Below are 13,407 nucleotides of genomic sequence, written 5' to 3' on the forward strand. Positions count from 1 at the left end.
CCGGTGGTCGGGGGCGGCCAGGATCAGTGCTTGCGGAGGCGGAAGCGCAGACCCAGGCCCTCGTCCTCGAACGGTGTGCCGTAGGAGTCGTCGGCCTCGCCCCGGGCGTAGTCCAGGGCGAGCACCTCGTCCGCGATCAGCGAGGCGTGCTCGGTGAGCGCCTCCGCCGTGGCGGGCGAGTCGGACGTCCAGCGCACCGCGATCCGGTCCGCCACGTCCAGGCCGCTGTTCTTGCGGGCCTCCTGGATCAGCCGGATCGCGTCACGGGCGAGGCCGGCGCGGCGCAGCTCCGGGGTGATCTCCAGGTCGAGGGCGACCGTCGCGCCCGAGTCGGACGCCACCGACCAGCCCTCGCGCGGGGTCTCCGTGACGATGACCTCGTCCGGGGTGAGCGGGACCGTCTCGCCGTCCACCTCCACCGACGCGGTGCCCTCGCGCAGCGCCTGCGACAGGGCGGCGGCGTCGGCGGCCGCGACGGCCTTGGCGACCGCCTGCACGCCCTTGCCGAAACGCTTGCCCAGCGCGCGGAAGTTGGCCTTCGCCGTGGTGTCGACCAGCGAGCCGCCCACCTCGGAGAGCGAGGCGAGCGAGGAGACGTTCAGCTCCTCGGTGATCTGCGCGTGCAGTTCGGTGGAGAGGGTTTCGAAGCCTGCCGCCGCGACCAGCGCGCGGGAGAGCGGCTGGCGGGTCTTCACGCCCGACTCGGCGCGCGTGGCCCGTCCGAGCTCCACCAGCCGGCGCACCAGCGCCATCTGCGTGGAGAGTTCCGGGTCGACCGCGGAGGCGTCGGCCACCGGCCACGAGGAGAGGTGCACCGACTCGGGGGCGTCCGGCGTCACCGGGACCACCAGGTCCTGCCAGACCCGCTCGGTGATGAACGGGGTCAGCGGGGCCAGCAGCCGGGTCACCGTCTCGACGACCTCGTGCAGGGTGCGCAGCGCGGCCCTGTCGCCCTGCCAGAAGCGGCGGCGCGAGCGGCGGACGTACCAGTTGGAGAGGTCGTCGACGAACGAGGAGAGCAGCTTGCCCGCCCGCTGGGTGTCGAAGCCGTCCAGCGCGGTCGTCACCTCGCCGACCAGGGCGTTGAGTTCGCTCAGCAGCCAGCGGTCCAGCACCGTGCGGTCCGCCGGCGCCGGGTCGGCCGCCGAGGGCGCCCACTTCGACGTACGGGCGTACAGGGCCTGGAAGGCGACCGTGTTCCAGTACGTCAGGAGCGTCTTGCGGACGACCTCCTGGATGGTGCCGTGACCCACGCGCCGGGCCGCCCACGGAGAGCCGCCCGCGGCCATGAACCAGCGCACCGCGTCGGCGCCGTGCTGGTCCATCAGCGGGATCGGGTCGAGGGTGTTGCCCAGGTGCTTCGACATCTTCCGGCCGTCCTCGGCGAGGATGTGGCCGAGGCAGACCACGTTCTCGTAGGACGACCGGTCGAAGACGAGGGTGCCGACCGCCATCAGCGTGTAGAACCAGCCACGCGTCTGGTCGATGGCCTCCGAGATGAACTGCGCCGGGTAGCGGCTCTCGAAGAGCTCCTTGTTCCGGTACGGGTAGCCCCACTGCGCGAACGGCATCGAACCCGAGTCGTACCAGGCGTCGATGACCTCCGGGACGCGGAACGCCTCCAGCCGGCAGTCCTCCTGGGTGCAGGTGAACGTCACCGCGTCGACGAACGGCCGGTGCGGGTCGAGGCCGGACTGGTCGGTGCCGGTGAGCTCGGTCAGCTCGGCCCGGGAACCGACGCAGGTGAGGTGGCCGTCCTCGCAGCGCCAGATGGGCAGCGGGGTGCCCCAGTAGCGGTTGCGGGAGAGCGCCCAGTCGACGTTGTTCTGCAGCCAGTCGCCGAAGCGGCCGTTCTTCACCGAGTCCGGGAACCAGTTGGTCTTCTCGTTCTCGGCGAGGAGGCGGTCCTTGACGGCGGTCGTGCGGATGTACCAGGACGGCTGCGCGTAGTAGAGCAGCGCGGTGTGGCACCGCCAGCAGTGCGGATAGCTGTGCTCGTACGGGACGTGGCGGAAGAGCTTGCCGCGGGCGGCCAGGTCCTCCGTGAGGGCCTCGTCGGCCTTCTTGAAGAAGACCCCGCCGACCAGCGGCAGACCCTCCTCGAAGGTGCCGTCCGGGCGGACCGGGTTGACCACCGGCAGGCCGTACGCCTTGCAGACCAGGAGGTCGTCGGCGCCGAAGGCGGGGGACTGGTGGACCAGTCCCGTACCGTCCTCGGTGGTGACGTACTCGGCGTTGACGACGAAGTGCGCCTCGGCCGGGAACGGGATCAGGTCGAAGGGGCGCTCGTAGGTCCAGCGCTCCATCTCGCGGCCGGTGTACGACTCCCCGGTGAGCTCCCAGCCCTCGCCGAGCGCCTTCCCGGCCAGCGGGCGGGCCACGACGAGGCGCTCCTCGCCGTCGGACGCCACGACGTACTCGACGTCGGGGTGGGCGGCGACGGCGGTGTTGGAGACCAGGGTCCACGGCGTCGTCGTCCAGACCAGCAGCGACGCCCCGCCGGCCAGCGGGCCGGAGGTGAGCGGGAAGCGGACGAAGACCGAGGGGTCGACGACCGTCTCGTACCCCTGCGCCAGCTCGTGGTCGGAGAGGCCGGTGCCGCAGCGCGGGCACCAGGGGGCGACACGGTGGTCCTGGACCAGCAGGTCCTTGTCGAAGATCTTCTTCAGCGACCACCAGACGGAGTCGACGTACTCCGGGTCCATCGTCCGGTACGCGTCGTCCATGTCGACCCAGTACCCCATGCGGGTCGTCAGGTCGGAGAAGGCGTCGGTGTGGCGGGTCACGGACTCACGGCACTTGGCGTTGAACTCGGCGATGCCGTACGCCTCGATGTCCTTCTTGCCGGTGAAGCCCAGCTCCTTCTCCACCGCGAGCTCGACCGGGAGGCCGTGGCAGTCCCAGCCGGCCTTACGGCCGACGTGGTAGCCCCGCATCGTGCGGAAGCGCGGGAAGACGTCCTTGAAGACGCGGGCTTCGATGTGGTGGGCACCGGGCATGCCGTTGGCGGTCGGCGGGCCCTCGTAGAAGACCCACTCGGGGCGGCCCTCGGACTGTTCGAGGCTCTTGGCGAAGACCTTGGCCTCGCGCCAGAAATCGAGCACGGCGTGCTCCAGCGCGGGCAGGTCGACCTGAGCGGGGACCGGGCGGTACTGCGGCGATGTCATGTTCGGGCTTCCTCCGGCGGACGTCTTCCACTTCCGTCGGAGGGACGAGAGCACGGGGCTCCCGCGGTACCACCCTCCTTGGCCCGGGCAGGTGCCCGCGGCCCCCTCATTGGGGTGCGATGCCGGGTCTACTTGCCTGCCTGCGGCGTTCTTCCGACGGCTCCGGGGTGATCTTCACGACGCGCTCGCCCCCGGGCTTCCACCGACCCCGGGTCGCTCTGGGCTGCGTACGACGCTACTCGTCCCATCCATGCCTCTCGCTGCGCCCAGTGTACGGGGCCGGACGCCGGGCGTCCGACCGGTTTTCCCCGGAGCGCCGCACGGGCTCGGCGGGGCCCCGCGATGACCCGAATGGCGCGTCGGGGGCCCGCGGAACTCCCGGCTCCGCACCCGGGCGGAATACCCGGCGGGGAGCTGGGCACAACGGATGCAGGCGCGCCGCGTCCGGGTACGGGGAGGGGTGGCAGGGCGGCGTGCCCCGTTGCCGAGGGTTATGGGCCGATTTATCGTCCCAGCACGATCCGCGAGCAGGATCACCCGAGGTGAAGGGGCCCCGCCCATGGTGGCGAAGAAGACCGTCGTACCGACGACGGCCGCAGCGGCGTCGGACGACGCGGCGGACGCCGGGACGTACGACGGGAGCGGCGGGGACGCCGGGGGCGGTCACGGCTCCGCGGCGGCCGGGAAGCCGCCGGGGAAGAAGACCGCAGCCGGGAAGTCCGTCGCGAAGAAGACCGCCGGGAAGAAGACCGCAGCCAGGAAGACCGCAGCCAGGAAGAGCGCCGCCGGGACGACGTCGGCCGGGAAGAGCCCGGCCGACAGGAGCGCGGCGCCCCGTACCAGTACGGCGAAGAAGGCCACACCAGCGGCCACGGAGGCGGCCGACGCCGCCGAGCAGACAGGAGAGCAGACGGTGGCAGCCAAGAAGACCGCGGCCCGGACCGCGACCGGCGGACAGAGCGCGACGGCGGTGCCCCCGGCACGCGTGGCGACGGCGCCCGGGGAGCTGGCCGTACGGCCCGGGGAGGATCCCTGGACGCCGGACGAGGTCGCCGGGGCGCGGGCGGAACTCACCGGGGAGGCCACCCGGCTCCGCTCCGAACTGGAGGCGTCCTCGGCGGCCATCGCCGGCCTGATGCGCGACTCCGGGGACGGAGCCGGCGACGACGAGGCGGACACCGGCACCAAGAACATCACCCGGGAACACGAGCTCTCGCTCGCGGCCCACGCCCAGGAGACCCTGGAGCAGACCGAGCGTGCCCTGGCCCGGATGGACGCCGGCACCTACGGCCTCTGCGAGGTCTGCGGCAAGGCCATCGGCAAGGCCCGTATGCAGGCCTTCCCCCGGGCCACCCTCTGCGTGGAGGACAAGCAGAAGCAGGAGAGACGCGGCTGACCACCGGGGGTGTCCGACGGACCGGTGCCGGATCACGGCCCCGGCACCGGACACCCCCGCGGCGTGTCCGGTGTCGTACCCTCGTCCTCAATCGGCACCACGGCCGTCTCCGCACGCCCTTCCGGGCGGCCGGGCGTGCGGGACCGGACACGACCAGGTTGAGGATTCACGTGGCAGAGGCGGAGCGCACCATCGAAACGCCGGACACCCCCGACGCCCCGGGGGCCGACGGTACCGGCCCCCGGACGCCCGCCGACGGCTCCGTCCCGGCCGACGGCCCCGTCCCGGCCGACGGCACCGGGGACACCGCGGAGGGCACGGAGAGCGGGGCCACCGCCGTCGCCGGCAAGGGGAGGCGGCGGCTGGTCGCGCTCTTCACCGTGGCCGTCGTGGCGTACCTCCTCGACCTGGTCAGCAAGACGCTCGTCGTCGCGAAGCTGGAGCACCACGCCCCCGTCGAGATCATCGGCGACTGGCTCAAGCTCGAAGCCGTCCGCAACCCCGGCGCCGCCTTCAGCATGGGCGAGGCCTTCACGGTGGTCTTCACGGTGATCGCCGCCGCGGTGATCGTCGTCATCATCCGGCTCGCCCGCAAGCTCCGCAGCCTGCCCTGGGCCATTGCCCTCGGTCTGCTGCTGGGGGGCGCGCTCGGCAACCTCACCGACCGCCTCTTCCGCGCACCGGGCGTCTTCAAGGGCGCGGTCGTGGACTTCATCTCACCCGCGCACTTCGCGGTCTTCAACCTCGCCGACTCCGCGATCGTCTGCGGAGGCATCCTGATCGTGATCCTCTCCTTCCGGGGACTGGACCCGGACGGCACCGTCCACAAGGAGTGAGGGCGCCCCGTCGGGGCGGTGCCCGGCGGCCGGCCATGAGCACCGGTCACGGCAGCGGTGACCGCAAGGCATACTCGACCAGGTGAGTACGCACCCCGAGATCCGCACCCTGCCCGTACCCGACGGCCTGGAGGGCGAGCGCGTCGACGCCGCCATCTCCCGGATGTTCGGGTTCTCCCGCACCAAGGCCGCCGAGCTGGCGGCCACCGGAAAGGTGCAGGTGGACGGTGCGGTGGCCGGGAAATCCGACCGGGTGCAGGGCGGTGCCTGGCTGGAGGTCGAGATGCCGCGGGCCGCGGCTCCGGTCCAGATCGTCGCCGAGCCCGTCGAGGGCATGGAGATCGTGCACGACGACGACGACATCGTCGTCATCATGAAGCCGGTCGGCGTCGCCGCCCACCCCAGCCCCGGCTGGACCGGCACCACCGTCATCGGCGGGCTCGCCGCGGCCGGTTACCGCATCTCCACCTCGGGGGCCGCCGAGCGCCAGGGCATCGTGCACCGGCTCGACGTGGGCACCTCCGGGCTGATGGTCGTGGCCAAGTCGGAGCGCGCGTACACCCTGCTGAAGGCGCAGTTCCGCGACCGCGTCGTGGAGAAGAAGTACCACGCGCTGGTGCAGGGCCACCCGGACCCGATGAGCGGCACCATCGACGCCCCCATCGGCCGCCACCCGAACCACGACTACAAGTGGGCCGTCGTCCAGGAGGGCAAGCCCTCCGTGACCCACTACGACCTCATCGAGGCCTACCGCGCCGCGAGCCTGCTCGACATCAAGCTGGAGACGGGCCGTACGCACCAGATCCGGGTGCACATGTCCGCGCACCGCCACCCCTGCGTCGGCGACCTCACCTACGGCGCCGACCCGACCATGTCCAAGCGCCTCGGCCTGACCCGGCAGTGGCTGCACGCCGTCCGGCTCGGCTTCGAGCACCCCTCGGACGGCAGTTGGGTCGAGTTCGCCAGCGGCTACCCGGACGACCTCCGGCACGCCCTCGACGTGATCGCCGCGGAGAGCGAATGAACCCCGGCGCCCCCACCCCGTACACCACCCGCCGCACCCGCGACGAGGCGGACCGCGCGGCCTGCTTCCAGGTCCGCAAGGAGGTCTTCGTCGGTGAGCAGGGGGTGCCGCAGGAGCTGGAGTACGACGCGTACGACCGGCCCGACGCCACCACCGTGCACGTGATGGCCGTCGCCGAGGACGGCACGGCGCTCGGCACCGGCCGGCTGCTGCACGGTGCGGCGGCGGCCGGGAAGACCGGCGGCGACCTCACAGTCGGTTCGCTGGGCCGGCTCGCGGTGACCGGGGCCGCCCGCGGCCTCGGCGTCGGGGCGGCCCTGGTCCGCGCCGTCGAGGAGGAGGCACGGGCGCTCGGGCTCGCCGCCGTCGACCTGCACGCCCAGACCCACGCCCTCGGCTTCTACGAGCGCCTCGGCTACCAGGCGTACGGCCCGGAGTTCCAGGACGCCGGGATACCGCACCGCGCCATGCGCCGCGCGCTCGCCCCCTAGCAGCGCGCGCCGCTCACCCGGGGCGGAGGAGTCCTCGCACGTCACGGACCCGTCGTGGCAGGGTGGAACCCCCGCCCGGCCGTGCGCCGGGCGGGCCCCTGCACGCTGCGGAAGGCTCTCCTCGTGGACCAGATGGCACTGCTCCTGCTGCTTCTGCTGGGTGCGGTGGTCACCGTCCCGGTGGGCGAGCGGCTGGGGCTCCCGGCCCCGGTGCTGATGACCCTCATCGGGGTGGGGATGGCCTTCCTCCCCTTCGTGCCGAACATCGACGTCCCGCCGGAGATCATCCTCCCCGCGTTGCTGCCACCCCTGCTCTACGCCTCGGTGCAGCGGACCTCCTGGCGGCAGTTCGCGGCGAACAAGCGGCCGATCTTCCTGCTCGCGGTCGCCCTGGTCTTCGTGACGACGGCGGCGGTCGCGGCCGTCGCCAACGCCGTGGTGCCCGGGCTTCCCGTCGCCGCCGCCGTGGTCCTCGGCGCGCTCGTCGCGCCGCCCGATCCGGTCGCGGCCACGGCCGTCGCCGGCTCACTCGGACTACCCCGCCGCCTCGTCTCCATCCTGGAGGGCGAGGGCCTCTTCAACGACGTGACCGCGATCGTCCTCTACCACGTGGCCGTCGCGGCGGCGGTGAGCGGCACCTTCTCGCTCCCCGAGGCCTTCGGGCTGCTGATCCTCTCGGCCGTGGTCGCCCTCATGGTCGGGCTCGCACTCGGCTGGCTCACGATCAAGCTGATGGGACTGCTCGGGGACGCCACGCTCCAGGTCGGCCTCACCCTGCTCGTACCCTTCGTCGCCTACGTCCTGGCGGAGGAGCTGATGGGCTCCGGGGTCCTCGCCGTCCTCACCACCGCGCTCTTCCTCGCCGAGCACACCGCCGACGCCGACGACGTGCTGGGCCGGCTGACCGGAGCGACCTTCTGGAACATCGTGGACACCCTGGTGACCGGGATCGCCTTCGGCCTCATCGGGCTGGAGCTCCACAACGTCTTCGGCACCGCCGACGGGCGGGAGCTGCGGATGGTCGGCTGGGGGCTCGTGATCGTCGCCGTGGTCGTCGGCGTACGGCTGCTCTGGCTGCTGCCGGCGACCTGGCTCGCCAAGCGGCTGCACACGCGGCGCGACGTGAGCGAGGAGATCCCGACCAGCTGGCGCGAGACCGTCGTCATGTGGTGGGCCGGGATGCGCGGGGTGGCGTCCGTCGCGCTGGCGCTCGCCATCCCGCTGAAGACCGACGACGGCCGGCCGTTCCCGGGCCGCGACGAGATCATCTTCATCGCCTTTGCGGTCATCATGGCGACCCTGGTCTTCCAGGGGCTCACCCTGCCGTGGCTGGTGCGCCGGCTCGGTGTACGGGCCGACACCGACGCCGAACGGGAGCTGGAGCGGCGGCTCGCGGTCCGGGCCGCGAAGGCGGCCAAGGCGCGGCTGAAGGAGATCCAGGAGGTGGAGGAGTTCCCCGACGAGGTGCTGGAACGGCTCCAGCGCGCCGCGTACGACATCGGGGCGCGCATCAGCCCGGACATGGTCGACGACGAGCGGCGCGACGCCTACGCCCAGCGTGCCAAGCGGCTCAAGGCGGTCAACCGCATCCAGCGGGAGCTGCTGTCGGCCGCCCGCCACGAGGTGCTCGCGGCCCGCAGCGAGGCGGGCTCCGACCCCGAGGTGGTCGACCGGGTGCTGCGCTTCCTGGACGTGCGCAGCCTGCGCTGATCACACCGGGCACTCAGCCGCGGCCGGTGTGCGCCGGCTTGCGCAGGGCCGGCCCGTGGCCGTCACGGCGGACCGAAGCGGCGGTGCGGGAGGTCAGTTCCGGCCACTGATCGCCCGCCGGGAGGGTGGCGGGCGCGGTTGCCACCCGGGGCAGGGCGTAGGGGTGGTGGTCCCGCAGCCAGGCGATCAGCTGCTCGCGCACGGCGCACCGGACCGTCCAGACGTCGTCCGCGTCCTTCGCGGTGACCACCGCCCGCACCTGGATGGTGGTCGGCGTGGTGTCCGTCACGGCGAGCGACCAGTCCCGGCCGTCCCAGGCCCCGCACTCGCCGAGGATGTCGCGCATCTTGTCCCGCATCGCCCCCATAGGGGCCGCGTGGTCCAGGTGGAAGTAGACGGTGCCGGTCATCTGCACCCCGCCGCGCGACCAGTTCTCGAAGGGGCGGCTGGTGAAGTACGACACCGGCATGGTGATCCGCCGCTCGTCCCAGGTGCGTACGGCGAGGAAGGTCAGGGTGATCTCCTCCACGGTGCCCCACTCGCCGTCCACCACCACGGTGTCGCCGAGCCGGACCATGTCGCCGAAGGCGATCTGGAAGCCGGCGAAGAGGTTGCCGAGCGTCGACTGGGCGGCGACACCGGCGACGATGCCGAGCACCCCGGCCGAGGCCAGCATCGAGGTGCCGACGGTCCGCATCGCCGGGAAGGTGAGCAGCATCGCGGCGACCCCGACCGTGGTCACCACCGCGATGACCACCCGCTGGATCAGCGTCACCTGGGTGCGCACCCGCCGGACCCGGGCCGGATCGCGGGTGGAGCTGGCGTAGCGGGCGTAGGAGGACTCCACGACGGTCGCCGCGGCGCGCACCACCAGCCACGCCGAGGCGCCGATCAGCACCAGGCTCAGCACCTGGCCGATCGCCTCGCGGTGGTCGCGCACCGGTTCGAGACGCAGGTGGGCGAAGGTGCCACGCAGCAGAGCGGCCCAGATCACCACCTGGAGGGGTGGCCGGCAGCGCCGCAGCAGTCCCCACAGGGGTGTGTCGGGGTGAGCGACGTCGGCCCGCCGCAGCAGCAGGTCCACCAGCCAGCCGAGCAGCAGGGTGACCACCACCGAGCCGCCCACGATCAGTAGCGGGCGCAGCACGTTCTCCATCCTCGTGTCCTCCGGGGTTCGGGTGGCAGCTGGCACGATGGGCGGCATGAACATCATGCTCTTCCACTCGACCTACGGGCTCCGGCCCGCGGTGCACGCCGCTGCCGACCGGCTCCGAGCAGCCGGCCACGAGGTGCGCGTGCCCGATCTGTTCGAGGGGCACACCTTCGAAACCCAGGCGGAGGCGGAGGCATACCGGGAGGAACTGGGCAAGGACGAGCTGCTCAAGCGCGCCGTACTGGCCGCCGCGCCCTACTCCGAGCAGGGCCTGGTCTACGCGGGCTTCTCGCTCGGGGCGGCCGTGGCGCAGACACTCGCCCTGGGCGACGAGAAGGCGCGCGGACTCCTGCTCTTCCACGGCACCTCGGACCTCGCCGCGAACGCGAGCACGGACGAGCTCCCGGTCCAGCTGCACGTCGCCGATCCGGACGCCTCGGAGCCGCACGACTGGCTGAACAGCTGGTACCTGGAGATGCGGCGGGCCGGCGCCGACGTGGAGATCTACCGCTACCCGGGCGCCGGCCACCTCTTCACCGACGACGGGCTGCCGGATTACGACGAGAAGTCGGCCGAGCTGGCGTGGAAGGTCGCGCTGGGCTTCCTCGCGACCCTCTGACGCCGTGCGGTGCCCGTGTGGCGACGGCGTGCCGCGGGCCACGCGGCGGGGTGCGCCGGTGCGTGGCCCGCGGGCGTGCCGGACGGTGGATCAGCCGCGGTAGGCGGCCCAGCTGTCGCTCATGCGCTGCACCTGGCCGGCGGTGAACTGGTACATGCAGGCGTCGTAGGTGTAGTCCATGAAGTTGTGGATCGGGTCGGCCCCGGTCTTGCTCGCGCAGCTGTCCCGTCCGGTCGGGCACGCGTACGCCGCGCTCTTCTCGGCCGGGGTGTCGGCCACGTAGTCCCCGTTTCCGTTGCAGCCGCCCTGGAAGGTGTGGTAGAGCCCCAGCCAGTGGCCGACCTCGTGGGTGGCGGTGTCGCCCTCGTCGTAGTTGGCGGCGGCGCCGCCCGGCAGCGAGGTGTCGAGGATCACCACCCCGTCCATGGCCGGGCTCGACGTGTAGGAGCTGGGGAAGGTGGCCCAGCCGAGGAGACCGCCGCCGAGGTTGGCGGTGTAGAGGTTGAGGGCGTTGGCCCCGCCCTTGTGCAGGGTGCTCTTCATCGTCTTCTCGGCGCTCGAACCGGAGCTGAGGTTGTACCACGTGGCGTTGTCGGTGTAGTCCGTCCCCGCCAGGGTGAAGCTGAACCCGGTGGCGGTGTTGCCCGTACCGGCTCCGGCGTACGCGCTGTTGAGCACGCTCAGCTGGGAGCTGACGGCGCTCGCCGAGAGCTTTCCGGTCGTTCCCGAGTGGATGACGTGCACGTACACCGGTATCGAGGCGCCGGCCGCCGCCGCGGTGACGCCCGCCGAGCGGCGCTGGGCGAGTCTGGTGCGCAGATCGGCGTCCATCTCCTTCGCGGCGGCGCTGCTGACGTCGTTGGGCTCGTGCGCCGCGCTGCCCGCGCCGGGACGGGCCTGGCGCGCGAGGGCGGAGCCCGCGTCGTCGGCGCAGGCGGTGGCCTGCGGAGCGGCGGCGGCGTTGACGGGGGAGGCGGACACCGGTGCCAGGGCCAGGGTGCCGGCCAGGGCGGCGGTGGCGAGCAGGTGGCGACGCACGTGGGGGGAGAGCTTCGAAAGAGCGCGCACGGGGACTCCTCGGGACGCGCGGGCGAGGGATTTCCTCGCCCGCCGCCGGGAGATTACGTGCCCATGTCATGCCAGCGGGAGGGCTCTTCCGGCCTGTTCGGGGGGCGGGCGGACAGGCCCCCCGAGGAGTGCGCCCCGTCCCGGGGCCGCTGCCGGAAGCGAGTCCGTAACCCGGCCGCACGTGCGGAGGGGCAGCGGGTCACTCCGTCCCCCCGGCCGTTACCCCGGGGACACACGGCCGTCGCGCGGGCCGTGGCCCGAATGTGCCGGGAGACCTCGGAGCGAACGCCCCGGAGCACGGGACGGGGGCGGACGGAACACGAGCCGTGTCCGTCCGCCCCCGTCCGGGAGCATCCCCGCGCGTCAGGCCTTGAGCGCCGCGTCGACCGCCTTGGTGAAGTCGGCCACCGTCATGGGCGCGCTGTCGCTGCCCTCGCCGGTCACGTTCTTGCCGTCCATCTTCAGGGTCGGCGTGCCCGTCACCCCACTGGCGTCGAAGGTCTTGGACATCTTCACCGCCCAGGAGTCGTAGGTGCCGTCGTTCACGTTCTTCTGGAACGCCTTGTTGTCCTTGAGGGCGTCCACCGAGTTCGCGACCTCGATGAGGTAGCTGTCCTTGGCGAACTTGTCCTCGCTCTCCTCGGGGTGGTACTTCGCCGAGTACAGCGCCGCCTTGTACTGCAGGAACGCCTCGGGGCTGACGTCGAGAGCCGCACCCAGCGCGCTGAGGGCGTTCTTGGAGCCCTCGCCGTTGTCGCTGTTGTCGATGAAGGTGGCGCCGACGTACTTGACCTTGTACTTGCCGTCCGCGACGTCCTTGCTGATCGTCTCGCCGACGGTCTGCTCGAACTGGGCGCAGATCGGGCAGCGGGAGTCCTCGTACATCTCCAGCGTCTTCTTCGCCGAAGCCTCGCCGATCACGACGGTGGTGCCGTTCTCACCCGTCGTGTTCTTCGGGGCGGCCACCGTCTTCGCGTCGCCCGCCGCCTCCCAGGCGTCCGGCTTGTTCAGCTCGTTGACGCCGTAGGCGATACCGCCGGCTATCGCCAGCACCGCGACGATCGAGACGCCGACGATGACCTGCTTGCGGGCCTTGTCCTTCTTGACCTGGCGCTCGCGCTCCGCGCGCAGCCGCTCGCGGGCCGCTGCCTTGTTCGCCTGGTTGTTGCGGTTGCTCATGATGCGTTCTCCGTGGGGATGTACGTGGAAACAGGACGGGAGGAGTCGATGCCGTGCCGGGGTTCAGGCCGGCAGCGGCGGTCCTCTCCGGCCCACGGAGTGCACGAGGGGACGCGCGGCGACGAACGGACGCCGGCCCACCGCACGCACCGCGTCCCCCACCGGCCGCCGGTACCCGGCGGCCGCCGCCACCGCCACGAGCAGCGGGCGGAACGCGGAGGCGGCCGCGGCCCGCAGCAGGGCCGCGAACGCGGCCTCGCCGCGCCGCAGCCAGGCCGCCGCCAGCAGCCCCACCGTCACGTGTGCGGCGAGCAGCAGCCACGGGACCACCGGCCCCGGGTGGATCGGCAGGGCCGCGGCGGCGGGAGAGCCGACCCCGGTCACCCGAGCCAGGGGGGCTCCCACCCCGTGGCCGTCGCAGAGCACGTCGAAACCGAGGGAGCGCAGCGGACCGGCCACCGGGCCGCCCGCGGCGCCGTAGCAGAGCTGCTGGCCGGTGGTGAAGACGGTGTCGGCGGCCAGCTCCAGCGGGACCAGCAGCCCCGCTATCGCGCCGAAGCCGCGCTCCCGGCCCGCCAGCGCGTACGCGGCGGCGAAGACCAGGACCGCCATCAGCGCCAGCGCGGTCACCGGCAGGGCGGTCCGGGAGAGCAGGACGTGGGAGGCGGAGGACAGCGTGACGACGAGCGCGGTGAAGAGCGCCGCGCGCGCGGTCCTGGGTCGCGTCCCTGATATGTCCATCGCCGGAGAGTCTCGCACGGCCC

General features: G+C 72.4%; 11 protein-coding genes. 6 read left to right on the plus strand and 5 right to left on the minus strand.

Features of this window, described 5'->3' with window-relative positions; all coding sequences use genetic code 11:
* Positions 1 to 23: 23 nt before the first annotated feature.
* Positions 24 to 3,167, minus strand: coding sequence for an isoleucine--tRNA ligase (ileS, locus tag PZB77_RS23865; RefSeq protein WP_275494667.1), 3,144 nt, complete (start codon positions 3,165 to 3,167; stop codon positions 24 to 26).
* A gap of 559 nt (positions 3,168 to 3,726) precedes the next feature.
* Here ileS and PZB77_RS23870 point away from each other — a divergent pair.
* The 5 genes from PZB77_RS23870 to PZB77_RS23890 all read left to right on the plus strand — a co-directional run bounded on the left by PZB77_RS23870 (position 3,727) and on the right by PZB77_RS23890 (position 8,624).
* Positions 3,727 to 4,563 (plus strand): TraR/DksA C4-type zinc finger protein, encoded by an 837-nt coding sequence (locus tag PZB77_RS23870; protein ID WP_275494668.1) that lies wholly within the window; start codon positions 3,727 to 3,729, stop codon positions 4,561 to 4,563.
* Between the two features lie 170 nt (positions 4,564 to 4,733).
* Positions 4,734 to 5,399 (plus strand): signal peptidase II, encoded by a 666-nt coding sequence (gene lspA / locus PZB77_RS23875; protein WP_275494669.1) that lies wholly within the window; start codon positions 4,734 to 4,736, stop codon positions 5,397 to 5,399.
* A gap of 82 nt (positions 5,400 to 5,481) precedes the next feature.
* Complete coding sequence (locus tag PZB77_RS23880; RefSeq protein ID WP_275494670.1) at positions 5,482 to 6,423, plus strand: RluA family pseudouridine synthase; 942 nt, start codon at positions 5,482 to 5,484, stop codon at positions 6,421 to 6,423.
* Positions 6,420 to 6,914, plus strand: coding sequence for a GNAT family N-acetyltransferase (locus PZB77_RS23885; protein ID WP_275494671.1), 495 nt, complete (start codon positions 6,420 to 6,422; stop codon positions 6,912 to 6,914). The genes PZB77_RS23880 and PZB77_RS23885 overlap by 4 nt, the downstream gene beginning before the upstream one ends.
* A gap of 123 nt (positions 6,915 to 7,037) precedes the next feature.
* Positions 7,038 to 8,624 (plus strand): Na+/H+ antiporter, encoded by a 1,587-nt coding sequence (locus tag PZB77_RS23890; RefSeq protein ID WP_275494672.1) that lies wholly within the window; start codon positions 7,038 to 7,040, stop codon positions 8,622 to 8,624.
* A gap of 13 nt (positions 8,625 to 8,637) precedes the next feature.
* On the opposite strand, the gene PZB77_RS23895 is transcribed toward PZB77_RS23890, so the two are convergent.
* Positions 8,638 to 9,780, minus strand: a complete 1,143-nt coding sequence (locus PZB77_RS23895) for a mechanosensitive ion channel domain-containing protein (protein WP_275494673.1) — start codon at positions 9,778 to 9,780, stop codon at positions 8,638 to 8,640.
* 37 nt (positions 9,781 to 9,817) lie between these two features.
* On the opposite strand from PZB77_RS23895, the gene PZB77_RS23900 reads away from it, so the two are divergent.
* Positions 9,818 to 10,396, plus strand: a complete 579-nt coding sequence (locus tag PZB77_RS23900) for a dienelactone hydrolase family protein (RefSeq protein WP_275496191.1) — start codon at positions 9,818 to 9,820, stop codon at positions 10,394 to 10,396.
* Positions 10,397 to 10,486: 90 nt separating this feature from the next.
* Here PZB77_RS23900 and PZB77_RS23905 read toward each other — a convergent pair whose 3' ends face one another.
* The 3 genes from PZB77_RS23905 to PZB77_RS23915 all read right to left on the minus strand — a co-directional run bounded on the left by PZB77_RS23905 (position 10,487) and on the right by PZB77_RS23915 (position 13,384).
* Positions 10,487 to 11,464, minus strand: coding sequence for a zinc metalloprotease (locus PZB77_RS23905; protein WP_275494674.1), 978 nt, complete (start codon positions 11,462 to 11,464; stop codon positions 10,487 to 10,489).
* 363 nt (positions 11,465 to 11,827) lie between these two features.
* Complete coding sequence (locus PZB77_RS23910; RefSeq protein WP_275494675.1) at positions 11,828 to 12,643, minus strand: DsbA family protein; 816 nt, start codon at positions 12,641 to 12,643, stop codon at positions 11,828 to 11,830.
* A gap of 63 nt (positions 12,644 to 12,706) precedes the next feature.
* Positions 12,707 to 13,384, minus strand: coding sequence for a hypothetical protein (locus PZB77_RS23915; protein ID WP_275494676.1), 678 nt, complete (start codon positions 13,382 to 13,384; stop codon positions 12,707 to 12,709).
* Between the last annotated feature and the right edge of the window lie 23 nt (positions 13,385 to 13,407).

The sequence above is a fragment of the Streptomyces sp. AM 2-1-1 genome, assembly GCF_029167645.1.
GTDB lineage: Bacteria > Actinomycetota > Actinomycetes > Streptomycetales > Streptomycetaceae > Streptomyces.

Bases quoted from the DNA above. Each gene is read 5' to 3' on its own strand.
- PZB77_RS23895 (WP_275494673.1), bottom strand. From the start codon at position 9,780: ATGGAGAACGTGCTGCGCCCGCTACTGATCGTGGGCGGCTCGGTGGTG.
- PZB77_RS23900 (WP_275496191.1), top strand. From the start codon at position 9,818: ATGGGCGGCATGAACATCATGCTCTTCCACTCGACCTACGGGCTCCGG.
- PZB77_RS23885 (WP_275494671.1), top strand. From the start codon at position 6,420: ATGAACCCCGGCGCCCCCACCCCGTACACCACCCGCCGCACCCGCGAC.
- PZB77_RS23910 (WP_275494675.1), bottom strand. From the start codon at position 12,643: ATGAGCAACCGCAACAACCAGGCGAACAAGGCAGCGGCCCGCGAGCGG.
- PZB77_RS23870 (WP_275494668.1), top strand. From the start codon at position 3,727: ATGGTGGCGAAGAAGACCGTCGTACCGACGACGGCCGCAGCGGCGTCG.
- ileS (WP_275494667.1), bottom strand. From the start codon at position 3,167: ATGACATCGCCGCAGTACCGCCCGGTCCCCGCTCAGGTCGACCTGCCC.
- PZB77_RS23915 (WP_275494676.1), bottom strand. From the start codon at position 13,384: ATGGACATATCAGGGACGCGACCCAGGACCGCGCGCGCGGCGCTCTTC.